This is a genomic window from Eubacteriaceae bacterium ES3, from assembly GCA_030586155.1.
Lineage (GTDB): Bacteria > Bacillota > Clostridia > Eubacteriales > Eubacteriaceae > Acetobacterium.
Map to the genome: position 1 here is coordinate 1 of CP130741.1, position 21,812 is coordinate 21,812.

Sequence of the window (21,812 nt, forward strand, 5' to 3'; positions counted from 1 at the left end):
ATGGATACTTCTTTTGAAAAAATCTGGGAGTCAGCCCTGGATATTATCAAATCCAATATTGGCCAGACCAGTTTTAACACCTGGTTTCGGTCCATTAAACCAATAAAGTTTATCAATAATACTTATTATTTTCTTGCCGAAAATGAATTTGAAAAGGGTATTCTTGAAAGCCGTCATCTGCCACTGATCACAAATGCTCTAGCGGAAGTTACCGGAAAAAATTCTTCAGTCAAACTTGTCCTTAGTGAAGATGAACTAAGTGAAGTCAATAACGTATTACCTGCTGAAACAGTTCCGACCGGTCAGAAAAATTCTTCTATGAATCCCAAGTATACCTTTGATTCTTTTGTCATTGGCGAGAACAACCGCTTCGCCCATGCAGCTTGTGTGGCTGTTTCCGAAGCTCCAGCTGAACGCTATAACCCACTCTTTATCTATGGCGGCGTAGGTCTTGGAAAAACGCACCTGATGCAGGCTATCGGTCATTACATTCTATCCTATGCACCTAATAAAAATGTTATCTATGTATCATCAGAAAAATTTATCAACGATTTTATCGATGCTATTCAGAATAAAACCAATACAGCTTTTATCAATAAATACCGAAGTGCAGATATTCTTCTAATTGATGATATTCAGTTTTTGGCTAATAAGGAAGCAACTCAGATCGAATTTTTTCATACCTTTAATACACTGTACCAGGAAAATAAACAGATTGTTATCAGTAGCGACCGTCCTCCCAAGGAAATTCCCAGTCTTGAGGAACGACTTCGTTCCCGTTTCGAGAGTGGACTCATTACCGATATCTACGCGCCAAATTTTGAAACCCGAATAGCCATCCTTAAAAAGAAAGCTGCTTCTTTTAATGATGAAATACCAAATGAAGTCTTAAGTTTTATCGCTGACAGCATTCATTCCAATATCAGAGAATTGGAAGGTGCCCTAACCACTGTTTTTGCCTATTCAAAACTGCATAAGGTTCCGATTAATCTGGAATCTTCCAAAAATGCCTTAAAAGATATCTTTAAAAAGAAGGATGAAATTATTATTTCAGCTGACTATATCAAAGAAATTACAGCAAAATACTTTAATATTTCCGTCGAAGATATCAATTCCAAAAAACGAACCCGAGCTATTGCCCTGCCTCGTCAGGTCGCCATGTATCTGACCCGGGAAATGACAGAATTATCACTTCCCAAGATTGGAGAAGAGTTTGGCGGGCGCGATCACTCTACAGTTATCCATGGCTGTTCAAAAATTAATGAAGAAATGGAAAGCAGCACGGATTTTAAAAATCTTATTCTGAGAATTCAGCGTGAAATCAACGGTGATTAGGCACTGTTGATAAGTAGCTATTTCTTTTTTAAAAACTGACAACTTATCCACAAGTTATCACCTGATAAAAACATCAATAAAATTTGCTGTCAGGCCAAATTTAAACTTATCCACAGAGCCAACAGCCCTTATTATTACTATTATTATTTATATATATATTTATTTAAATACTAGAGAGAGGTCATACTATGAAATTCAGTTGCTCCAAAGATGAATTAATTAATGCAATCAGCATTTGTCAAAAAGCAGTCTCTAACAAAACCAGCAATCCTCTATTGGAAGGGATCTTATTTAAAGTCTATGATCAGTCTCTTCTGCTGCGTTCCACTAATCTGGAAATTGGTATTCAAATTGTAATTGATGCTGATGTGACTACCGATGGCGAAATTATTTTAAAATCAAATCTGATCGGGGAAGTAATCAGGAAATTATCCGGTTCAGAAGTTTTTATTGAAGCTGATTCAAAGAATCAGGTAAAAATTGATTGTCTGATGTCAAATTTTACAATCAAGGGTTTATCAGCTGATGAATTTCCTCAGTTTCCTGAAGTGATTGATGACTACAGTTTTTTGGTTGAATCAGAAACTTTCAAAGATTTAATCAGAGGTACCTTATTTTCAGTGGCAGCCAATGAAAATATACCCGTCTTAACCGGGGTAAAAGTGGAAATTGATGGAGATGATATAAATCTGGTGGCAATGGATGGTTATCGTCTGGCTTTTCGGTGCGCAAAAATTGACTCTTCTTTAAATGAGAGTATTAGTGTTATAATTCCGTCAAAATCTTTATCTGAAATCAGTAAAGTCATTAGTGGATATAATGGGCAAATCCAGGTTAGGTTTTCTAAAAACCAGATCTTTTTTGAACTGGATAATATTCAGTTTACTTCCAGACTGCTCGAAGGTGATTTCATTGATTATAAACGAATCATACCAGCGGAGAAGACCAGTCATGTTAAAGTCAATCGAAAGCTTTTGATTGAAAGTAGTGAACGAGCTGCGCTTCTGGCCAGAGAAGGAAAAAATAATCTGATTAAACTGGATTTTAATCAGGAACAGCTTATTTTAACTTCAAATGCTGCTGAAATCGGTGATGTCTTCGAAGTGATTCCAATTGTCAATCAAGGTGAATCAATTAAGATTGCTTTTAATTCCAAGTATCTGATTGAAGCATTGAAAGCAATTGAGGAAGAAGATCTGATTATCGATATGACCACATCAGTAGGACCAGGTGTTTTATTACCGGTTGAGGGATCAGCATTTGTTTATCTGATATTACCTGTCAGGGTTGCTGAGTAAATAGTAATAAATCCTTTACTAATTTAAAATAATTTGTTTTGAAGTCTAAATGAATGATTAAATCTTAATCATTCATTTAGACTTCTTTTTAATTTTATGTTATAATGGCCAAGGTATAATATTAAATTATAAAAATATGATGATTTTTGGTGGAAATAAGGGAGATTTTTGGGATACTCCTTTATTTTTGTCGTAATTTAACAATAATGGGGAAAATATGGAAATAATTGAGATAAATACCGAATACATAAAACTCGACCAGCTGCTCAAATTTGCTGGTATTGTAGGAAATGGTAGCGACGCTAAAATGGTAATTTTAGACGGAATGGTTAAAGTAAATGGTGAGATCTGCCAGGCCCGCAATAAAAAAATCAGACCTGAGGATGAGGTTGAAGTTGAGGATTATGGAAAGCTGATTGTTAAAGGTTTATAATAAGTATGTATATTAAAAAGTTAAGCCTGATTCAATATCGTAACTATATAAACGAAAGCTTTAACTTTTCGCCAGGTCTGAATATTATTGTTGGTGAGAATGCTCAGGGAAAAACAAATTTGATCGAATCCATGTATGTACTTTCTCGTGGCTATTCGCATCGGGGTTCATCGGTAACAGAGCTGACACATTTTGAAAAGTCCGACTTTTCAGTCAAGGCTACTATTATAAATGATCAGGTCAGTCATGAACTCAGTTTAAAAAATATCGATGGTAAAAAAAAGTTTTTATTGAATGGAAAAAGTACTGATCGGGAAAAAATCAACCGGGTTTTAACGACAATTCTTTTTGAACCGGGAGATTTGAAAATTGTAAAAGAAGGACCGGATAAAAGACGGCGTTTTTTAAATGAAGAAATTTCCGGATTTAATCCCCAGTACCACTATCTGATCAAAAATTATGAAAAAGTGTTGATGCAACGTAATCAGCTGCTGAAGAATATTACCTATCAGCCCAGTTTATCTACGACCTTGCCTATCTGGAATGAGCAGCTAATTGATTTGGGGATTCGGATTATCAGGCAGCGGGTTGCCTATCTTCATCGTTTGAATCGTGAAGCAGGAAGTCTCTATCAGGTTTTAAGTGAGGGAAGAGAAAACTTATCACTTTACTATCATAATAATATTATTGATTCGCTTGATGAACTGAACCAGGTTAAGGAAAAGTTTTTTCAGAAATTAAAAACTTACGAGGATGAGGAAATCAAGAAGGGGTCAACAATTTTTGGTCCCCATGTGGATGATATGCTGATTCAGATTAATAATAAGGATGCCAGACGTTTTGGCTCCCAGGGTCAGCAGCGCTCAGCGGCTATCGCCTTGAAACTTTCACAAATTAAAATTGTTCAAAGTCAGACAGGTTTTTATCCTGTCGTTTTACTTGATGATATCTTTTCCGAGTTGGATGAAAAAAGACGCAAGAATATTCTTCGTTTAATCGAAAGTAACCAGTCCTTTATTACTGGAACTGAAGATATATCGGAAGAGTTAAAAAGAAATGTCATTAACATTCGTAATGGAAAAGAGTTAGAATTTTAGGAGGAATATATGACAGAAACGAAGAAAAACACCTATACAGCGGATCAGATCCAGGTGCTGGAAGGGCTGGAAGCCGTTCAGAAGCGCCCGGGTATGTATATCGGCAGTACCGGTTCAAGAGGACTTCATCATCTGGTTTATGAGGTCGTCGATAACAGTATTGACGAGGCTCTGGCCGGTTTTTGTAAAAATATTGAAGTAACTATTCATGAGGATGATTCTATCACCGTTGTCGATGATGGTCGAGGTATCCCTACCGGGATGAACCAGGCCCAGGGTAAAACCGGGGTTGAACTGGCCCTGACTGTTTTACATGCCGGCGGAAAATTTGGCGGTGGCGGATACAAAGTATCCGGTGGTCTCCATGGGGTTGGGGTCTCTGTTGTTAATGCCTTATCGGAACATCTGACCGTCGAAGTCAGACAAAACGGAAAAGTTCATCAGCAAAAGTTTGAAAAGGGAATCCCAATGACTGAATTGACGGTCATCGGCGATACCAAAAAAACGGGAACGACCGTTTACTTTAAGCCGGATAAGGATATATTTGATGAAACAGTCTATGACTTTGATATACTGGAACATCGTCTAAGAGAACTGGCTTTCTTGAATAAAGGGGTATCTATCACTCTGATTAATGAAAAAGAAAGTCCTAAACGGGTTGAAAAATATATGTATCTGGGTGGAATCCATTCTTATGTGGAATTTATGAATCGAAATAAGGATAAACTTTATGATAAGATTACTTATTTTGAAGTGGAACAGGATTCCTATATTGTTGAAATTGCTTTTCAGTATACGACCAGTTATTCGGAGAATATTTTTTCCTATGCTAATAATATCAACACCCCAGAAGGTGGAACTCACCTGAATGGTTTTAAAAGTGCACTAACGCGAACGATTAATACCTATGCTAAAAAGAGCGGATTTTTAAAGGGCAATGATAAAAACTTTACGGGTGAGGACACCAGAGAAGGTTTGACGGCTATTGTCAGTGTTAAGTTACTGGACCCTCAGTTTGAAGGACAAACCAAGTCAAAACTTGGTAACACCGAAGTAAAGGGTATTGTCGAAACCATTGCCGGTGAAGAAATGGCAGCGTTTTTAGAAGAAAATCCTGGAATTGCTAAAAATATTATCGAAAAAATTCAATCTGCTGCCAGAGCCAGAGAAGCTGCTAAAAAGGCCAGAGAATTTACCAGAAGAAAAAGTGCTTTAGATTCTACATCGCTGCCAGGTAAGCTGGCTGACTGTCGAGAAAAAGATCCGGCGCTTTCAGAAATATATATTGTTGAAGGGGACTCGGCTGGTGGTTCAGCTAAATCAGGCCGAGATTCTAAAACTCAGGCGATCCTGCCTTTAAGAGGTAAAATTCTAAACGTGGAAAAATCCCGCCTGGATCGTATTCTATCCACTGATTCACTTAAATCAATGATTATTGCCTTTGGTACCGGGGTAGGGGATGAGTTTAATCTGGATAAAGCCCGTTACCACAAGATTATCATCATGACCGATGCCGACGTCGATGGAGCCCATATCAGAACCCTGCTCCTGACTTTCTTCTATCGTTATATGAGAGGACTGATTGAAGCCGGTTATATTTATATTGCCCAGCCGCCGCTGTATAAGATTACTCAGGGGAAAAGTGTTGATTATGCCTATACCGATGCAGACCTTGAAAAGAAGCTTTCAGAAGTGTCCGATCGTTCAAGAGTCAATCTTCAGCGTTACAAAGGGTTAGGTGAAATGGATGCCCAGCAGTTATGGGAAACAACCATGGATCCAAGTGTTAGAACACTTTTACAGGTTGATATAGAAGAAGCATCCTATGCAGATGAAATCTTTACGATCTTAATGGGGGACAAAGTCCAACCGCGTAAGGAATTTATTGAACGTAATGCTAAAAAAGTAAAAAATCTGGACATTTAGGGGAGGTAGAATATGGATGATTTAATACAATACGATCGTGTCAAGACCGTCAAAATTGAAGACGAAATGAAAAATTCCTATATTGATTACGCCATGAGCGTCATCATTGGCCGTGCCCTTCCGGATGTCCGAGATGGATTAAAACCGGTACATCGACGAATTCTTTATGCGATGAGTGAACTGGGAATGACCCCAGATAAACAATTCAGAAAATCTGCCCGTATCGTCGGGGACGTTCTGGGTAAGTATCACCCGCATGGTGATGCTGCCGTTTATGATGCCATGGTTCGTATGGCTCAGGAATGGTCAACCAGATATTTAACGGTTAACGGACAGGGTAACTTTGGATCAATCGATGGCGACAGTCCTGCGGCAATGCGTTATACTGAAGCGAAAATGGGAAAAATTGCTGTTGAAATGTTGCGCGATATCAATAAAGAAACTGTTGATTTTGTTCCAAACTTTGATGAATCGGAAAAGGAACCATCAGTTCTGCCGGCGAAATTTCCCCATCTTTTAGTGAATGGTTCTTCCGGAATTGCTGTAGGGATGGCCACCAATATTCCACCCCATAATATGGGCGAAATCATTGATGGTACCATTGCTTTTATTGATAACAAAGATATTTCATCTGATGAACTAATGAAACATATCAAGGGACCTGATTTCCCTACCGGAGGGACTATTCTGGGAAAATCGGGAGTTAAAAGTGCCTATAAGACTGGTCGCGGCCGTGTCAAGGTTCGCGGTAAGGTAGAAATCAAAACAACCAAAAAAGGAAAAAAACAGCTGGTTGTAACTGAGATTCCCTATATGGTTAATAAGGCCAAGCTGGTTGAAAAAATTGCCGAGTTGGTTAAAGATAAAAGAATTGAAGGAATTTCTGATTTAAGGGATGAGTCAGACCTTAAAAAAGGAATTTCAATTGTCATTGACCTTAAGAAAGATGCCAATGAAACCATCATTTTAAATCAGCTTTATAAACACACCCAGCTGCAGGATACTTTTGGGATCATTATGCTTGCCCTGGTAAATAATGAACCAAAGGTATTGAGTTTAAAAGAAGTGCTTTTCCACTATGTGGAACATCAGAAGGAAGTCATTACCAGAAGAACCCAGTATGAACTTAAAAAAGCTGAAGCCAGAGCCCATATTTTAGAAGGTTTAAAAATTGCCCTGGATCATATCGATGAAGTCATTGCACTGATTCGGGCTGCTAAAGATGGAAAAACGGCTAAAGAGGAATTGATCAAACGATTTACTTTGTCTGAAATTCAGGCTCAGGCTATTTTAGATATGCGTCTGCAGCGTTTAACCGGGCTGGAACGAGAAAAAATTGAAGAAGAGTATCGTGAGCTTTTAGAAACAATTCGTGAATTAAAAGCGATTCTGGCTGATGAGCAGCTGGTCTTAAATATCATTAAAGAAGAATTACTGGAAATCAAAAATAAATATGCGGATAAGAGACGAACTGAGTTTGATATTGACGTTGAAGATTTTGATGTTGAAGATCTGATAGAAGAAGATGAAGTGGTTATCACCATGACACATATCGGTTACGTCAAACGAATCTCGGCTGATAATTATCGGTCTCAGAAGAGGGGCGGTAAAGGAATTACAGCACTCAGTACCAGGGAAAATGACTTTGTTGAACATCTCTTTACCACCACGACTCACCATTATCTGATGTTCTTCTCAAATCTCGGAAAAGTTTATCGGATGAAAGCTTTTGAAATTCCGGAAGGCGGGAGAACAGCTAAAGGAACCGCTATTGTCAATCTTCTTCCTTTAGAAGAAGGGGAACGCATTGCCACAATGATTCCTGTTAAGGAGTTTGATGAGGAAAAATGCCTGATTATGGCCACTAAACAGGGGATTATTAAGAAAACCAGACTGACCGAATATGATTCTTCCCGCAAAAATGGGATTATTGCCATCAATCTGAGAGAAGAAGATGAACTGATCAATGTACGACTGGTGGAAGATGAAGAAGAAGTCATCATGGGGACCCAGTGTGGTTATGCAATTCGCTTTACCTCAGAAGAAGTACGCCCAATCAGCAGAACCTCAATTGGAGTTCGCGGTATAGAACTGCGTGATGATGATGTCGTTGTTGGTATGGACATTGTTAGGGATGATCTTTTTGTTCTGTGCGTCAGTGAAAATGGGTTTGGAAAACTTTCTGTTGCTGATCTTTATCGACCACAAAAACGTGGTGGTAAAGGAGTCCAGACTTACAAAGTTACTAAAAAGACTGGAGCTTTGGTTGGTTTCTGTGTGATTGACAGAGATGGCGAAATAATGATGATTAACAATCAGGGTGTTGTAATTAAACTTGAAGGCAACGATATTTCTTCAGTTGGACGAAATACCCAAGGGGTACGCCTGATGAAACTGAGTCCAGAAGAATCAATTATGACGATTTCAAAAGTCTATAAGGAGGATCCTATTGATGAGGAAGATGATCAGCTGTCTTTCTAATGGGATTATAAATGGAAAAACTCATTAAAAAAATTCAGGTCAACTGCCTGGCAAAAAGTCAGCTAGAGGCTGTTAAGCTGGCAGCTTTACCGCTTTATGAATTAAATCTGGTTAAAGAATCCTTTACTGATGCAGTACTGGAAAGGGAGAAGTCTTTTCCGACGGGCTTGCCGACAGAAATTGGAGTTGCCCTGCCCCACACTGATTCTATCCATGTTCTGGAGGAAGGTATTTCAATCTTGACTCTAAAGGACGGGGTTGAATTTCAGGAAATGGGAAATCCCAAGAAAAGCGTATCGGTAGACATTATATTTTTACTGGCAATTAAAAATCCCGCTAAACAATTGGGAATATTGCAGAAAATTATTACCATCATTCAAAATAAAGAGATTCTAAAAAAAATAAAAGCGGCAGATAATCCTGAAAAAGTATATAATCTAATTAAGACATTTAAAGTATAACTAATATTTGAATTATTTAAAATAATTGGAAAGTTTATTTATGGAAAACCATAATAGACTTTCCATTTCTGGATAAAATGGTAGTTAGAAATTAAGTAAAGGAAAAAGTATGAAAATTGAAATTGCACCATCGATGTTAAGTGCTGATTTTGCTAATTTGGAAAGAGATTTAAAGAATGTGGAGGATTCCGGGGCTGATTATCTCCATGTCGATATTATGGATGGGCACTTTGTCCCTAATATTACTATGGGACCTGACCAGGTTAAACAGCTTCGCAAGGTTACAAATCTTCTCTTTGACGTTCACCTAATGATTAGTGAGCCGCTCGTATATATTGAACGGTTTATTGATGCTGGCGCTGATATGATCACTGTGCATGTGGAATCAGATGGAGATACCCATGAAGCCATTGAGTTAATCTTAAAAAATAATGTTAAAGCAGGGATTGTAATTTCTCCGGATACACCGGTATCAGTGATTGAGCCATATCTTGAAAAGATTTCAATGGTTTTGATTATGGGTGTTTATCCCGGTTTTGGCGGACAGTCCTATATTCCTGAAACGACTCAAAAAATTCAGGAATGTAAAAAGTTAATAGGCCAGCGACCGGTAAAAATTCAGGTGGATGGCGGTATTAATTTCAGCACTTTAAAAGAAGTGGTCGAAGCCGGAACTGATATTGTAGTTTCGGGATCCTGTCTTTTTAAAGGCGATATGAAAGAAAACATTAATAAGTTCAGATCGATCATCGACGATGCAGTTTAATGGAGGACATGATGAAACGTGTATTGGTAGCTTGTGGTACAGCCTTGGCGACATCAACAGTTGTTGCAAAGAAAATTGAACAGATTGCCCATGAAAATGGGATAGAATGCCAGATTATTCAATCTAAAGCTTCTGATGCTGTTATCAAGGCTGAAGAATTTCATCCGGATCTGATTGTCTGTACCTGTTCCCTTGATGCAGATTTAGACATTCCGATTTTAAACGGTCGGGCTTTTTTAACAGGGATTAATGTTTTAAGTATCACTGAAGAGTTGGTCAAAATATTGCGCGAAAAATGAAGCCGGGCAAATAAAAAGAACAGAAAGATAATGCAAGCTTGCTTAAGCATTATCTTTCTGTTCTTTTTATTTATCGGGCGAAGCCCGCGATGAGTATGAGCTGCGCGAAACGAATGCTCAATTTTTTTCTAAAGCAGATTTAGTCCGGCTACAATCTCATCAATCCCGGTAATAATATGGTTTGGACGATAGGGGAATTGATTGACTGTATCTCTTGTTGAGACACCGCTTAAGACCAGAAATGTTTCCAGACCAGATTCAATTCCAGCAATAATATCGGTATCCATCCGATCACCGATTATAGCTGCTTCTTCACTGTGAACGCCAAGCTTTTTAATACCTTTTCGCATCATTAAAGGATTAGGTTTACCAACATAATAGGCTTCTTTACCGGTTGCCAGTTCAATCGGAGCGACAAAAGCCCGACAGGCAGGGATAATGCCGTCTTCGGTAGGACCAGTCAGATCCGGGTTGGTAGCAATTAATTTTGCTCCTTTTTGAACCAGTTTAACTGCTCTGATAATGGAGTCATAATTATAGGAACGGGTTTCGCCAAAAACGACATATTCTGGGTTAACATCGTTCATAGTAATACCGACTTCGTAAAGAGCATTAACCAGACCGGGTTCACCAATTACAAAAGCTGAACATTGGGGCGATTGGTCGTTTAAAAATTTAGCTGTTGCCAGAGCACTGGTATAAAAATGGCTTTCATCAATCTCCAGACCTAGACGATGGAGTTTTTCTTTTAGTTCACGTGGTGAACGTTCGCTGGAATTGGTCAGAAAAAGAAAATTTTTATCAGTATCGTAAAGCCAGTTAACAAATTCAGGAACGCCTGGAAGCAGACGATTGCCATGATAAATAACGCCGTCCATATCGCAGATAAATCCATGTTTAGATAAAATTCGTTCTTTTAAATACTCGTTCATCAGTTGACCTCTCTTTACAAATGGAGTTTAAAAATCGTTTAATTGATGGTCTCAACACTATTAAATCATGAATTCCTGAAAAGTAAAAGGACTTTTAGGTAAAGTTTGGTAAAAGATAATGAATCACAAAATTTTTTATTGCTTGTATAAGTATTTATCTCAAAGCCTGTGTTAGACTAAAATTAAGACAAATCAGAAGGGGTAAAGAAAATGGATGATATTTTAAAACAATATGATGATATGCGAATCATGAGAATGGTCAAAAAACAGCTGATTGAATGTGATAAAAAACTAGAACTTTTAAAAACAGAATATGATGAAAAAGATGATGCTCTGCTGGCTATGGGGATTAAGAAAGAAATAACCAATCGGGTTGTGGATGACGAAGCTATTCAGACTTTAATGGATCGTCTTGAAGAACTGGAAAAAGATATCAAAACTGTTGAAGAAGATAAAAGCAATCTCGCAAGTTTTAATGTTTATTCGCGAAAATAAAAAATTATCCGGACAAATTAAATAAAGTCCCATTGAGTAAAATGTTTTACTCAATGGGACTTTATTTTTGTAACAAAAACTACGAAAAATGCATCAAAAATAAAAATGATCGATTTATTACGGTGATGCTTTATGATAACAGCAGAGGAGGAAAATAGATGAAATTTATATTTAAAACAGATTTGAGAGTTGAAAAAGATTCGGCAATGATATTGACCCATCCGGAAGAATCTTCAACGAAAAAACAAATTGAAGATTTACTTCATAAGAACAAAAAAAATATTACCGCAATTAATGGTCTTAATAACCGTAATATTCAAGTTTCAGTAGATTCTATTCTGGTAATTGAATCAGAAGATCGGATGTGTAATTTACGCTTAAAAAATGGTGAAATGTATTTATACAACAAGAGATTAAAAGTAGTTGAAGATGAGTTGCTTGCTGATGGGCTGATTCGGATTAATAATCAGACAATGGTTAATATTCGAGAAGTAAAAGAGTTTTCAGCGGCCAGTAACGCGAGAATTGAAGTGATACTGTCAGATGGCTTAAGCTACATTATCAGCAGGTATTATGTAAAAGCATTTAGGAGGGCTTTAGGATGATTAAAAATTTAAGAAGTGATTTTTTTCAGGTTTTTTCCTTATCATTAATTTGGGTTACTTTATTAATGACGTTATTTTTAAGTGATGGTTCGATTCAAATTAGTTATCTTTGGAACATTATCGGTATAGCCGCAGTTTTTGGGTTGATGTTTGGAGTTCTTTATAAGGTCTTGTGGGATTATTTAACACTAAAACCCATCATGAACATTCTGATTTCCTCAATTTTAAATATGATTGGTGGTCTAACTGTAGTCGCTTTATTTTCACTGAAGATGTTTGAACAAATTATAAATTGGACTCTGGGAATACTGATTCTAACCATTATTTTGCATACAATCGCCTTTTACTTTGTGGCAAGTTTAGATGCTAAAAAAAATGCTGAAGCGTTAAATAAAATGATGAAAGAAGATCAGGTTAGTTAAGTAATATTGGAGATTATATTTCTGTAAAAAAAAGACTTCTGAAACGTTGAATTTGTGAGAATGTTTCAGAGTCTTTTTAATATGGTTATTAAATTTAATAGAGTTCAGATTCAGAGATTACTCCGCTTCTTAGGGCTTCATCTTTTAATTCTTCATAAAGTCCAGCCATACTGATAGAATAATAGGGCATGGCATAAAAGACGCCAACAATTCCCATAGTAATGCTGCTGAGTAAAAACCAGCCCAAAAAGCTTAGGACCATCATAAAGATTTCGCCTTTGTGTCCATCAGTAATTTTCATCGAAACCTTTAGGGCTTCTGTAGCTGGCAGATTTTCGTATTCGGCCAATAGATAAGGTGTTGCAAAATAAGCAAAACTTTTAATTATGCCAGGAATAAGAAATAATAGGGACCATAAAAAAATGAATAATTGCATCCACAGCATCCCGCCGAGATTTCTTAAATAGTTTGAGAAACCCAGAGAGAAAATATCTTCAAGAATCGGATCTTCACCACGATAAACGGTCAGACAAAAATGATTAAGTCCGACGATTAGAGGCGGCGAAATGAATAAGGCACCAAGACCACCGACAAAAAAGGTTACACCGGAAGCGGCACTGATTAATGCATAGGTGACAAAAATCGCACCGACAGAGATCCAATAGTTGGGATAAAAAGTGTTTTTAGCCTGAAGTTTAATTTCCTGTCTTGATTGCATAAATACTCCTTTCAATTAGTTTTATTATCTAAACTATGCGCCTGGTTTTTAGATAGAAGCATAGACAAGATCAATTTAATGATTTAATATCAGTAAAGATAATTTGTAGATAAGTATTGAACGAATAATAATAATTAGGATTCCCAAAGGACAAAATAGACACCGTCTTCTCTTTTTTGTCCTTTACCCAGCTCTAAATGACGAAAAACTGTCAGCTCATTGTCGATTAATTCTGGGGAACATTTAAAATGTTCGGTAAACTGTTGCATCGTGGCACCATTTTTTTCTTTCATAAAGGTATAAATTTCTTTCTGAAAATCTGTCAGTCCATCAAGACCTGTAAAACCTGATCGCTGGCGGTCGCGCAGAGCTGAACGAACGGCTCCCGGGTCGCATTTCTGTAAAACCTTATGTTGTCCCATGGCGCAAGTATCGCAAAAGATTTTTCCCTTTAATTCATAAATATCATCTTCTTCCAGAAGCGTCCCACAACTAATACATTTTTCCATTTTATATCCTTTCCTGATTCAATTTAATCATTATCAGCAATAATAAATATCATATAATCTTTTAAATACTTCAATTACTGTAATTTTAAGGGTTTTTTTATATAATATCATGAGTTTTCTAAAAGTAAAAGTAAAAATTAAATTGGAGCATTAAAGATGATAAAGATAAAAAAAGGAAAATATCGGCATTATAAAGGGAAAGACTATGAGGTTTTGGATACAGCAATTCACAGTGAATCGCTTCAAGAAATGGTTGTGTACAAACCCCTTTATGGCGAAAAAAAGACCTGGGTGAGACCAGCTGTCATGTGGAATCAGATGATTGAAAAAGATGGGGAAAAAATAATGCGTTTTACGCTGATCGAAGAGGTGGAGGATGAAAATCGAGAATGAAGACCGGTTTTTTAATGACTTAAAAGAACTACTTAAAATAAAAACGGTTAATGGAGATGCTGGAGCGATTTCAGAATCAGCACCGCTGGGGGAAAACATTCAGACGGCCCTTGAATATATGTTAAATCTTGGGGAAAAAGAAGGTTTTAAAACAAAAAACTGTGACGGATATTGTGGTTATATTGAGATGGGCCAGGGTGACGAGATGATTGCTATACTTACTCACCTTGATACGGTCTCAATTGGTGAGGGGTGGTCTGTAGCTCCTTTTGATCTGACTATTCAGGGTGATAAGGCTTATGGCCGGGGAGTGCTCGATGATAAAGGTCCAGCCATGCTCTCTTTTTATGCCATGAAGGCTTTAAAAAATTTAAAGCTAAATCGCCGAATCCGTCTTATTCTTGGGGGAGATGAAGAAAGTGGTGAATGGCAGTGCTTGAATCATTATAAAAAGACCGAAGAAACTCCCCTTTATTCCTTTTCACCTGATTCCGGTTTTCCGGTAATTTTTGCGGAAAAAGGAATAATGAATATTGAGTTTTCAAGACAAAGTCTCGAGTCTTTTGATGAATTTACTATGACTGGTGGCAATCAGGTCAATGCTGTTCCGGATTATGCTAAAGCCTGTATAGGCGAACGCTGCTATGAAATTAAAGGAAAGGCAGCACATGCCTCAGAACCGCAAAAAGGGGTTAATGCTGTGACTAAAATGGCAGAGTTATTAAAAGGACAGTTAGTCAGCCATCCAATAATTGATCTGCTTAATATGGCCAATAAGAAAGGCTTTAATATCGAACTTGCTGATGAAATATCAGGAGATTTGACCATGGTGCCATCAATTGTTAAGGTGGATCAGAAAGAGATACACCTAAAATGCGATATTCGCTATCCGGTGACAGAAAATTCTGCTAATGTTCTAAAAAGAATCATCGAGGCCGTTAATGATTCTGACTGGCAGATTGAAATGACCCATGATGTTAAACCCTTATATGTTGACAAGGAAGGATTTTTAATTAAAACACTGCAAAGTGTTTATCAGGAATATACGGGGGATTTAAGTGATCCTATTGTTTCTGGTGGCGGTACTTATGCCAGAGCCTTTAAAAATGCCGTTGCCTTTGGCGGGGTTTTTCCCGGAGAAGAGAATACCTGTCATCAGAAAGATGAATGCTGGTCACTTGACAGTATGCGAAAAAATTATGCGATTATTATCGCAACCCTGACCAAACTGGCAGAATAAGAATTATAAAAAACCATTGTCAACCAACAAATAAAAATAGGTTGACAATAGTTTTTTTTGCGTTAAAATAGGTTAGAGGTGAATAAATGTCGACAAAAGCAGAAATTTTAAAAATACTGGAAAATAACAGAGAAAAATCAGTCTCCGGAGAAGCCCTGGCGAATATGCTTAACATTTCCCGAACAGCTGTATGGAAAGGGATTAAAGCTTTGAAAGAAGAAGGCTATGCCATCGAATCAGTGACTCGAAAAGGCTACTGCCTAAAGTCTGAATCAGATCTTCTGTCAGCTGAAGGTATAAAAATCGGATTGAATGATCCTTCGATTAAGCTGACAGTTTTAAAAACTACAGAATCCACGAATAAAGAAGCTAAAGCCCGAGTTTTATCAGGAGCTTCCCACAAAATGGTTATTTTGTCAGAAGAACAGACTGGGGGAAAAGGCCGGATGGGTCGTTCTTTTTTTTCACCCAATCATACTGGGATTTATATGAGCCTGGTCTTAAAACCCGATTTGTTGGCTGCCGATGCGGTGCTGACGACAGCCGGGGCCGCTGTAGGTGTTTGTCGGGGAATAAAAAAAGCAACGGGTATGGAAACTCAAATAAAATGGGTTAACGATATCTTTTTTGAAAATAAAAAGGTTTGTGGGATTTTAACTGAAGCAGGTACAGATTTTGAATCGGGGACACTATCCTATCTGATTATTGGTATTGGCATTAATGTTTTTGCACCAGAGGGCGCTTTTCCGACCGAAATCAGTAAGATTGCCGGAAGCTTATTTGATCATAAGCCAGAAGCCTTAACCCGCAATCAGTTAGCGGCAGAAATTATTAATGAAGTGTTTGATATTTGCAATAATCTTAATAATCATTCTTTTATCGAAGAATATAAAAAAAGGTCAATGATTATTGGCGAAGAGGTTGATGTGATTCGCAGGAATCAGGAAAATCAGGAAGCAAAAGTTTTGGATATTGATGAAAATGGCGGCCTGGTTGTAGAATATAAAAATAAAACGAAACAAACCCTCCATTCGGGAGAAATCAGTATCAGAAAGAAGGAACGATGAAAAAAATAATAGATATTAAAACTTTAAGTGTGTGTGCATTATTTACAGCTCTGATTGTGATCGGCGCTTATATTAAAATTCCCTTGCCGGCTATTCCTTTTACCCTGCAGACCCTGTTTGTCATTATGGCCGGTATGCTTTTAGGTTCGCGAAAAGGGCTGCTTTCGGTATTGGCCTATATTTTTATTGGCCTAATCGGTTTACCGGTTTTTTCCGGCGGGGGCGGGCTTTTCTATGTTTTTAAACCAAGTTTTGGCTATATACTGGGTTTTGCTCTGGCTGCATATGTGTCCGGAAAAATTGTTGAAATGGGTGGTTTGAATATTAAGACACTGATCTTGGCAGCTACAGCCGGCAGTCTGGCAATTTATGTCATTGGTTTGCCCTGGTATTACATGATTATGAATTATTACCTGAACTCGCCGCTCACAGCATCAGGTTTGATGGTTACAGGATTTGTGGTGTTTATTCCCACGATAATCATTAAAGGGGCCATTGCTGTGGTACTCACAAAACGACTGTATCCCCTGGTAAAAAGGCAGTTTGCCTAAAAAAAAGACCGTTAATTCGGTCTTTTTTATTGGTCTAAAAGAGATTAAATACAATTAATTATCAGGGGAAAATGAGACCATCTTAAAAAAATTAATGCAAATGGAAGGAAAAACACTTATAATGAATAAGATTTTCAAAAATTTGCAGCTTTTTTTTGTACCAGGCGTTTTAATAAACAAGGAGTAAATATGGATGGATCTAGGAAATTTATAGTTGTTTCAACAGGAATTTCAATTTTATTAATTATAATGGTTGGTATCACCCTTGCGTATGCCGGCAGAGATAATACCCTGATGTCAGACAAAAGTTTAAATCTGACAATTAACGGATTTGTGGTAGAATTGCCATTAGCAGAAAATGGGGCAACCTATGATGCAGTTTCCTTAAGCAGTATTTCGGAGAATAGGATTTTACTAAATAATGAAGTCGGAGCAACGGTTACCATTAATGACAAAAAAATTGGAGTTGGTGATACGATTAGGCTGGACCTGGAGAATCTTTCAGCTTCTAATCTAATCGAAATTGATGTAAAAAATGAAAAAGATCATCGTGTGATCTACTTGAGAACCCTTTCCAGTCAGTTACCGGCAATCACAGCAGCAGGAGAAAGTGTTTATAGCGGCAATTACTATGCAACTCTGGCAAATGGGGAAAGCGGCCTTTATGAACTAAATGAAAAAGGCCAGGTCGTTTATTATATTGCGTCATCTGAAAATTCATCTGAAAATGCGCTTTACTCAGATTTTAGAAAACATATTCTGGAAGATGGCAGCATTCGTTACAGTTATCAGAAGATTAGTAAAGAAACAGGCTTAGGCGAACGGATTTTACTGGATGAAAATCATCAGTATTTAAAAACTATCAGCTTAACAGAAAGTAAAGAAGCAAAAGCGGGAGAGTTTCTGACCAGTGACAGTTTTGTTCTAATAAATGATAACCACTGGATAATTGCCACTAAACAGTTAAAACTGGTTCACAATATTCCCGATGGCCTGAATGCATCGTCACAGGGAACAAAAGTTTTGCGGGTATTAATTCAGGAAGTGGAAGATAATAATATTATCTGGGAGTTTAGCTCGGATCTTTATCCTGAGCTTTATGGCCTGTCTGGAAGCATTTATGATACTGATACGCTTTCCGGGATTGATTATACTGGTCTAAACCAGATGATTCTTGACCCGGATGATGAAAACCTGATTCTTTCTTTTAGCCAGATGAATACACTAATTAAACTGGATCGGGAAAATGGACAAATACTCTGGAAATTTTCCGGGCTTGCAGATGAGTTTGGTCTGACCGAAGATCAGAAGCTTAATAAGGTAGCAAGTATTGAATTTGATAATCTGGGTAACCTGATTGTTGCTGACCAAGGAACAAATGGAAACCGGATTGCAGTTTATTCCTTAAATGAAAAGCAAAAAACGCTTGAAACTTTTACTGGCTTTGACATAAATAGCATAAGTTCAGGTCAGGTTATTGGGGCTTCAAAAGTAGGCGATAATTTGGCTGTGTTTGGAATTGGAGCTGAGAAAAATGGTTTAGGGACAATTACTGAATATGATTTTGATAACCGGAAAATTATCTTGCAGATGAACTTACCGGAAGGTTATACTTTTAGTAATGTATCAAAAACAGAAAATGAATTGATCGCTTCTGAATAATTTCAGCTGATGTGCCCATCAGGAAAGGAAAGATAATGAATCCACAGTTTATATGTTATCCTAAATGTACAACCTGTCAGAAGGCTAAAAAATTTCTGACTGCTCATGATATTGAATTTTTAGAACGACATATCGTTGAAGATAATCCATCAAAGGAGGAACTGCTTTCCTGGATGGAAAAGTATCAGGGAGAACCGAAAAAGTTTTTTAATACCAGTGGGATGGTTTATCGTGAATTAGGCCTAAAAGATAAGGTTAAAGCAATGAGCCCTGAGGAAATGGCAGAAGTGCTTTCACAGAATGGGATGCTGGTGAAACGGCCTATTTTATTAACGGAACAGGGAATTCTAATTGGATTTAAAGAGGCTGATTGGGAAAAGGCATTGATACAATAGGAAATAAATGTCACAAAACGGTAATTTTTTACTGTTTAAACAAATTGTAGAAGGAATCCAATTGGTCTATAATGAACTTAGCAAATAAAAGGAGATGATGGCATGGCTAGAAAAAGTATTGAAAAATTCAGAAAACAACCGGAATCAGATCCTGTTGAAATGGTGGAAATGGAATTAACTGATTATACCTATCCTAAAAGCGGTACCGGTATTTGCCCCCAATGTGGCGGGAAAATGACTGGCGTGGGTCTCGACTGGACCTGCGAAGGCTGTGATCTGGTTTTAAAAGGCCCAGTTTTTTAAATTTTTCACTTTTCAAAAGGGAAAAACACATGATTAAATCGTGCCATTAAATTCTGAGCGGCGACGAATTTAATGGTGTGTTTTTTGTTTGTGAACTAAAGTATTAAAAATGGAGAGAAATAATGACAATTACCTATGAATTGGGACATGGCTTATATGTAAATATCACAAACCGCTGCAGTAATGATTGCCAGTTTTGTGTCAGAAATGAAAATTCAACGGTGAATGGGACCGATAATTTGTGGCTTGATCGTGAACCAAGCGTTTCTGAAATTATTGAAGATATAAAAAAGAGAGATTTAAGCGACTATAAGGAGCTGGTATTTTGCGGATTTGGTGAGCCGATGTACCGCTTTTTTGAGATTGTTGAAGTTGCTAAAGCAGTTAAGAAAATAGCTGATATTCCTATTCGCATCAATACCAACGGACATGGAAACCGAATCAATGGGGAAGACATTACGCCTTACTTAAAAGGGGTTATCGATAAGGTTTCGGTCAGCCTTAATGCGGTTAGCCACGAAAAATATAATGAAATCTGTCAACCGATGTTTGAAGATGCCTATGAAGAACTATTAGATTTTTCCCAAAAAGCTTCTGCTTATACCGAAGTCGTTTTATCAATTGTTGATATTCTGCCACCGGAAGAGATTGAAATCTGTCAAAATATTGCGGATTCCATTGGGGTAGAACTGCGGGTTCGTCATTATATCGAATCATGAACAGAAACTTAAATCCTGAGACTTTTGTCTTCTCCGGTAAAGTTGTAAATGTAGTGGAAGACCATCAGTATGCCTTTTTGGTCTGGTCGGACTGGTATCGAAAAAATAAAAAGTCTACAGTGCTGGTCAGCATTGATTTTCATCCCGATACCAACCCGCCTTTCTGGCTGACTGCCTACCAGAAAGCCATGGCCATTAATCCGGAGCAGGAAGAAGGTCTTACGAAAAAATTTCAACAGCAAATTTTGAAAGGGATGGATATCAGTGAACGTCATAGTCTGGAAGCGGTCATGGACAGGATGCGTAATGATGAACAGATCAACACTGCCTTGGAACTTGGAATTGTAAACGATTATCACATGATTAATTGTATGGAAGCCCATAATTATTCGACTGGCCATCATTATCTGGTACCCAAGGATTTTTTTGGAAGCCTTGATGATCAGATGTTTAATTGTATCAATTTTAAAGAAGAGGGAATAGAAGACCTGATTCTCGACATTGATCTGGATTATTTCTGGGGAGAGTTATGTCCCGAACAGAAGACTTTTAAAATTTTTAAAAGTCTTCTTAAAAAAGCCAGACTGATTACTATTGCCAGGTCTACAAAATATTTTGATTATTTAAAAAAGGATGATTTTTCCATTGATGACTGTCAGGAAATGGTCATTAGTCTGATTGAAGAGAATTTATAATATTAGGGTTTAATCATAGCAGATTTTGGATAAATATTTTTAAAGCTTTATTTTATAATTTGGGATTGACAGAAAGTAAAAAGCCTGTTATATTACATATTATTCCGATAGGAATTACACGATAATTAGGAGTAAAAGAAAAAGGAGAGAAAAAATGAAAAAATGGTTAGTAGTTTTATTAGCAGTGGCAAGTTTGCTTGTATTTGCTGGCTGTGCAACAGGCACAGATGAAAGCGACGCGTCAGATACCACGATTGTTGTCGGTGCCAGCCCAACCCCCCATGCGGAAATTCTGGAAGTGGCTAAAGGTGTTCTGGCAGAAGAAGGTTATAGTCTGGAAATTCAGGAATTTACCGATTATGTTCAGCCTAATTTAACATTGGAAAATGGGGAACTGGATGCTAATTATTTCCAACATCTGCCTTATCTTGAAGATTTTAATGAAAAGAATGGAACCAGCATAGTCAGTGCCGGGGCCATCCATTATGAACCACTGGGTTTATATCCGGGTAAAACCACATCTTTAGATGATCTGGCTGATGGCGCATCAATTGCAATTCCTAATGATACCACTAATGAGGCCAGAGCATTACTGCTTTTGGAAACTCTTGGTTATATCAAGCTGGATGAAGCGGCAGGTCTTGAAGCAACCCCAAAAGATATTGTTGAAAATCCGAAGAACTTGAGCTTTACCGAGCTTGAAGCGGCTCAGTTAGCCAGATCTTTACAGGATGTCGACATGGCAGTCATTAATGGTAACTATGCAATTGAAGCTGGACTAAATGCTGATACCGATGCTCTGGCTAAAGAAGAAAAAGATTCTTTGGCAGCTCAGACTTTTGCTAACATTGTGGCCGTTCGCGAAGGTGAAGAAAACAGCGATAAAACCGTCGCGTTAATGAATGCTTTAACCAGCGATGAAGTAAAAGACTTTATTAATGAAAATTATGAAGGCGCGGTTGTTCCGATTTTCTAAACACTGTTAGTTAAAAAATGATAAGGCCAGGATT

25 protein-coding genes are annotated in these 21,812 nt (G+C 37.5%); 22 read left to right on the forward strand and 3 right to left on the reverse strand.

The genetic code is table 11. The features are described 5' to 3' along the window. From dnaA to Q5O24_00045, 9 genes are all read left to right on the forward strand, one after another. Window positions 1-1,335: a chromosomal replication initiator protein DnaA gene (dnaA, locus tag Q5O24_00005; protein ID WKY47752.1), complete on the forward strand. Its 1,335-nt coding sequence runs from the start codon at window positions 1-3 to the stop codon at window positions 1,333-1,335. Between the two features lie 188 nt (window positions 1,336-1,523). Further along, the gene (gene dnaN, locus Q5O24_00010; protein ID WKY47753.1) at window positions 1,524-2,633 is read left to right on the forward strand and encodes a DNA polymerase III subunit beta; all 1,110 of its coding nucleotides are present in this window, start codon (window positions 1,524-1,526) and stop codon (window positions 2,631-2,633) included. A 217-nt stretch (window positions 2,634-2,850) separates the two neighbouring features. Beyond that, window positions 2,851-3,066: an RNA-binding S4 domain-containing protein gene (locus tag Q5O24_00015; protein ID WKY47754.1), complete on the forward strand. Its 216-nt coding sequence runs from the start codon at window positions 2,851-2,853 to the stop codon at window positions 3,064-3,066. 5 nt (window positions 3,067-3,071) lie between these two features. Further along, window positions 3,072-4,163, forward strand: coding sequence for a DNA replication/repair protein RecF (gene recF / locus Q5O24_00020; protein WKY47755.1), 1,092 nt, complete (start codon window positions 3,072-3,074; stop codon window positions 4,161-4,163). A gap of 9 nt (window positions 4,164-4,172) precedes the next feature. Next, entirely contained in the window at window positions 4,173-6,089 is a 1,917-nt protein-coding gene (gyrB, locus tag Q5O24_00025) for a DNA topoisomerase (ATP-hydrolyzing) subunit B (protein WKY47756.1), read from the forward strand. A gap of 12 nt (window positions 6,090-6,101) precedes the next feature. Beyond that, a complete protein-coding gene (gyrA, locus tag Q5O24_00030; GenBank protein ID WKY47757.1) occupies window positions 6,102-8,570 on the forward strand; it encodes a DNA gyrase subunit A in 2,469 nt (822 codons plus the stop codon). An 11-nt stretch (window positions 8,571-8,581) separates the two neighbouring features. Continuing rightward, window positions 8,582-9,031, forward strand: coding sequence for a PTS sugar transporter subunit IIA (locus Q5O24_00035; GenBank protein ID WKY47758.1), 450 nt, complete (start codon window positions 8,582-8,584; stop codon window positions 9,029-9,031). 109 nt (window positions 9,032-9,140) lie between these two features. Continuing rightward, window positions 9,141-9,797, forward strand: a complete 657-nt coding sequence (gene rpe, locus Q5O24_00040) for a ribulose-phosphate 3-epimerase (protein ID WKY47759.1) — start codon at window positions 9,141-9,143, stop codon at window positions 9,795-9,797. Between the two features lie 11 nt (window positions 9,798-9,808). Further along, on the forward strand, window positions 9,809-10,096 hold the full coding sequence (locus Q5O24_00045; protein ID WKY47760.1) for a PTS sugar transporter subunit IIB: 288 nt from the start codon (window positions 9,809-9,811) through the stop codon (window positions 10,094-10,096). 128 nt (window positions 10,097-10,224) lie between these two features. Here the strand turns inward: Q5O24_00045 and Q5O24_00050 are convergent, their stop codons facing one another. Next, complete coding sequence (locus tag Q5O24_00050; protein WKY47761.1) at window positions 10,225-11,028, reverse strand: HAD-IIA family hydrolase; 804 nt, start codon at window positions 11,026-11,028, stop codon at window positions 10,225-10,227. A 210-nt stretch (window positions 11,029-11,238) separates the two neighbouring features. Here Q5O24_00050 and Q5O24_00055 point away from each other — a divergent pair, with 210 nt between their 5' ends. The 3 genes from Q5O24_00055 to Q5O24_00065 all read left to right on the forward strand — a co-directional run bounded on the left by Q5O24_00055 (window position 11,239) and on the right by Q5O24_00065 (window position 12,550). Further along, the gene (locus Q5O24_00055; GenBank protein WKY47762.1) at window positions 11,239-11,523 is read left to right on the forward strand and encodes a hypothetical protein; all 285 of its coding nucleotides are present in this window, start codon (window positions 11,239-11,241) and stop codon (window positions 11,521-11,523) included. A 158-nt stretch (window positions 11,524-11,681) separates the two neighbouring features. Further along, window positions 11,682-12,128 carry a LytTR family DNA-binding domain-containing protein gene (locus Q5O24_00060; GenBank protein WKY47763.1) on the forward strand — a complete coding sequence of 149 codons (447 nt, stop codon included), beginning with the start codon at window positions 11,682-11,684 and terminating at the stop codon, window positions 12,126-12,128. Continuing rightward, the gene (locus Q5O24_00065) at window positions 12,125-12,550 is read left to right on the forward strand and encodes a hypothetical protein (protein ID WKY47764.1); all 426 of its coding nucleotides are present in this window, start codon (window positions 12,125-12,127) and stop codon (window positions 12,548-12,550) included. The genes Q5O24_00060 and Q5O24_00065 overlap by 4 nt, the downstream gene beginning before the upstream one ends. 94 nt (window positions 12,551-12,644) lie before the next feature. On the opposite strand, the gene Q5O24_00070 is transcribed toward Q5O24_00065, so the two are convergent. Both Q5O24_00070 and Q5O24_00075 read right to left on the reverse strand, forming a co-directional pair. Further along, on the reverse strand, window positions 12,645-13,268 hold the full coding sequence (locus Q5O24_00070) for a DUF975 family protein (protein ID WKY47765.1): 624 nt from the start codon (window positions 13,266-13,268) through the stop codon (window positions 12,645-12,647). Window positions 13,269-13,402: 134 nt separating this feature from the next. Then, window positions 13,403-13,777 carry a hypothetical protein gene (locus Q5O24_00075; GenBank protein ID WKY47766.1) on the reverse strand — a complete coding sequence of 125 codons (375 nt, stop codon included), beginning with the start codon at window positions 13,775-13,777 and terminating at the stop codon, window positions 13,403-13,405. A 156-nt stretch (window positions 13,778-13,933) separates the two neighbouring features. On the opposite strand from Q5O24_00075, the gene Q5O24_00080 reads away from it, so the two are divergent. From Q5O24_00080 to Q5O24_00125, 10 genes are all read left to right on the forward strand, one after another. After that, window positions 13,934-14,170, forward strand: a complete 237-nt coding sequence (locus tag Q5O24_00080; protein WKY47767.1) for a DUF1653 domain-containing protein — start codon at window positions 13,934-13,936, stop codon at window positions 14,168-14,170. Continuing rightward, window positions 14,154-15,410 (forward strand): Sapep family Mn(2+)-dependent dipeptidase, encoded by a 1,257-nt coding sequence (locus Q5O24_00085; protein ID WKY47768.1) that lies wholly within the window; start codon window positions 14,154-14,156, stop codon window positions 15,408-15,410. The genes Q5O24_00080 and Q5O24_00085 overlap by 17 nt, the downstream gene beginning before the upstream one ends. Window positions 15,411-15,496: 86 nt before the next feature. After that, a complete protein-coding gene (locus tag Q5O24_00090) occupies window positions 15,497-16,477 on the forward strand; it encodes a biotin--[acetyl-CoA-carboxylase] ligase (protein ID WKY47769.1) in 981 nt (326 codons plus the stop codon). After that, window positions 16,474-17,028 carry a biotin transporter BioY gene (locus Q5O24_00095; protein ID WKY47770.1) on the forward strand — a complete coding sequence of 185 codons (555 nt, stop codon included), beginning with the start codon at window positions 16,474-16,476 and terminating at the stop codon, window positions 17,026-17,028. Before Q5O24_00090 ends, Q5O24_00095 begins: the two co-directional genes overlap by 4 nt. Before the next feature lie 189 nt (window positions 17,029-17,217). Then, window positions 17,218-18,690 (forward strand): hypothetical protein, encoded by a 1,473-nt coding sequence (locus tag Q5O24_00100; GenBank protein ID WKY47771.1) that lies wholly within the window; start codon window positions 17,218-17,220, stop codon window positions 18,688-18,690. A 35-nt stretch (window positions 18,691-18,725) separates the two neighbouring features. After that, on the forward strand, window positions 18,726-19,085 hold the full coding sequence (locus tag Q5O24_00105) for an arsenate reductase family protein (protein ID WKY47772.1): 360 nt from the start codon (window positions 18,726-18,728) through the stop codon (window positions 19,083-19,085). Window positions 19,086-19,187: 102 nt separating this feature from the next. Continuing rightward, complete coding sequence (locus Q5O24_00110) at window positions 19,188-19,388, forward strand: hypothetical protein (GenBank protein ID WKY47773.1); 201 nt, start codon at window positions 19,188-19,190, stop codon at window positions 19,386-19,388. Window positions 19,389-19,510: 122 nt separating this feature from the next. Beyond that, window positions 19,511-20,107: a TatD family nuclease-associated radical SAM protein gene (locus Q5O24_00115; protein WKY47774.1), complete on the forward strand. Its 597-nt coding sequence runs from the start codon at window positions 19,511-19,513 to the stop codon at window positions 20,105-20,107. Further along, window positions 20,104-20,802 carry a UPF0489 family protein gene (locus Q5O24_00120; protein ID WKY47775.1) on the forward strand — a complete coding sequence of 233 codons (699 nt, stop codon included), beginning with the start codon at window positions 20,104-20,106 and terminating at the stop codon, window positions 20,800-20,802. The genes Q5O24_00115 and Q5O24_00120 overlap by 4 nt, the downstream gene beginning before the upstream one ends. Before the next feature lie 154 nt (window positions 20,803-20,956). Then, on the forward strand, window positions 20,957-21,778 hold the full coding sequence (locus Q5O24_00125) for a MetQ/NlpA family ABC transporter substrate-binding protein (protein WKY47776.1): 822 nt from the start codon (window positions 20,957-20,959) through the stop codon (window positions 21,776-21,778). Window positions 21,779-21,812: the final 34 nt, after the last annotated feature.

Bases quoted from the DNA above. Each gene is read 5' to 3' on its own strand.
- Q5O24_00045 (WKY47760.1), top strand. From the start codon at position 9,809: ATGAAACGTGTATTGGTAGCTTGTGGTACAGCCTTGGCGACATCAACA.
- Q5O24_00120 (WKY47775.1), top strand. From the start codon at position 20,104: ATGAACAGAAACTTAAATCCTGAGACTTTTGTCTTCTCCGGTAAAGTT.
- Q5O24_00095 (WKY47770.1), top strand. From the start codon at position 16,474: ATGAAAAAAATAATAGATATTAAAACTTTAAGTGTGTGTGCATTATTT.
- Q5O24_00115 (WKY47774.1), top strand. From the start codon at position 19,511: ATGACAATTACCTATGAATTGGGACATGGCTTATATGTAAATATCACA.
- Q5O24_00065 (WKY47764.1), top strand. From the start codon at position 12,125: ATGATTAAAAATTTAAGAAGTGATTTTTTTCAGGTTTTTTCCTTATCA.
- Q5O24_00055 (WKY47762.1), top strand. From the start codon at position 11,239: ATGGATGATATTTTAAAACAATATGATGATATGCGAATCATGAGAATG.
- gyrA (WKY47757.1), top strand. From the start codon at position 6,102: ATGGATGATTTAATACAATACGATCGTGTCAAGACCGTCAAAATTGAA.
- dnaA (WKY47752.1), top strand. From the start codon at position 1: ATGGATACTTCTTTTGAAAAAATCTGGGAGTCAGCCCTGGATATTATC.
- Q5O24_00100 (WKY47771.1), top strand. From the start codon at position 17,218: ATGGATGGATCTAGGAAATTTATAGTTGTTTCAACAGGAATTTCAATT.
- Q5O24_00125 (WKY47776.1), top strand. From the start codon at position 20,957: ATGAAAAAATGGTTAGTAGTTTTATTAGCAGTGGCAAGTTTGCTTGTA.
- Q5O24_00075 (WKY47766.1), bottom strand. From the start codon at position 13,777: ATGGAAAAATGTATTAGTTGTGGGACGCTTCTGGAAGAAGATGATATT.
- Q5O24_00090 (WKY47769.1), top strand. From the start codon at position 15,497: ATGTCGACAAAAGCAGAAATTTTAAAAATACTGGAAAATAACAGAGAA.
- gyrB (WKY47756.1), top strand. From the start codon at position 4,173: ATGACAGAAACGAAGAAAAACACCTATACAGCGGATCAGATCCAGGTG.
- Q5O24_00070 (WKY47765.1), bottom strand. From the start codon at position 13,268: ATGCAATCAAGACAGGAAATTAAACTTCAGGCTAAAAACACTTTTTAT.
- Q5O24_00035 (WKY47758.1), top strand. From the start codon at position 8,582: ATGGAAAAACTCATTAAAAAAATTCAGGTCAACTGCCTGGCAAAAAGT.
- Q5O24_00080 (WKY47767.1), top strand. From the start codon at position 13,934: ATGATAAAGATAAAAAAAGGAAAATATCGGCATTATAAAGGGAAAGAC.
- Q5O24_00110 (WKY47773.1), top strand. From the start codon at position 19,188: ATGGCTAGAAAAAGTATTGAAAAATTCAGAAAACAACCGGAATCAGAT.
- dnaN (WKY47753.1), top strand. From the start codon at position 1,524: ATGAAATTCAGTTGCTCCAAAGATGAATTAATTAATGCAATCAGCATT.
- rpe (WKY47759.1), top strand. From the start codon at position 9,141: ATGAAAATTGAAATTGCACCATCGATGTTAAGTGCTGATTTTGCTAAT.
- Q5O24_00015 (WKY47754.1), top strand. From the start codon at position 2,851: ATGGAAATAATTGAGATAAATACCGAATACATAAAACTCGACCAGCTG.
- Q5O24_00060 (WKY47763.1), top strand. From the start codon at position 11,682: ATGAAATTTATATTTAAAACAGATTTGAGAGTTGAAAAAGATTCGGCA.
- recF (WKY47755.1), top strand. From the start codon at position 3,072: ATGTATATTAAAAAGTTAAGCCTGATTCAATATCGTAACTATATAAAC.
- Q5O24_00105 (WKY47772.1), top strand. From the start codon at position 18,726: ATGAATCCACAGTTTATATGTTATCCTAAATGTACAACCTGTCAGAAG.
- Q5O24_00050 (WKY47761.1), bottom strand. From the start codon at position 11,028: ATGAACGAGTATTTAAAAGAACGAATTTTATCTAAACATGGATTTATC.
- Q5O24_00085 (WKY47768.1), top strand. From the start codon at position 14,154: ATGAAAATCGAGAATGAAGACCGGTTTTTTAATGACTTAAAAGAACTA.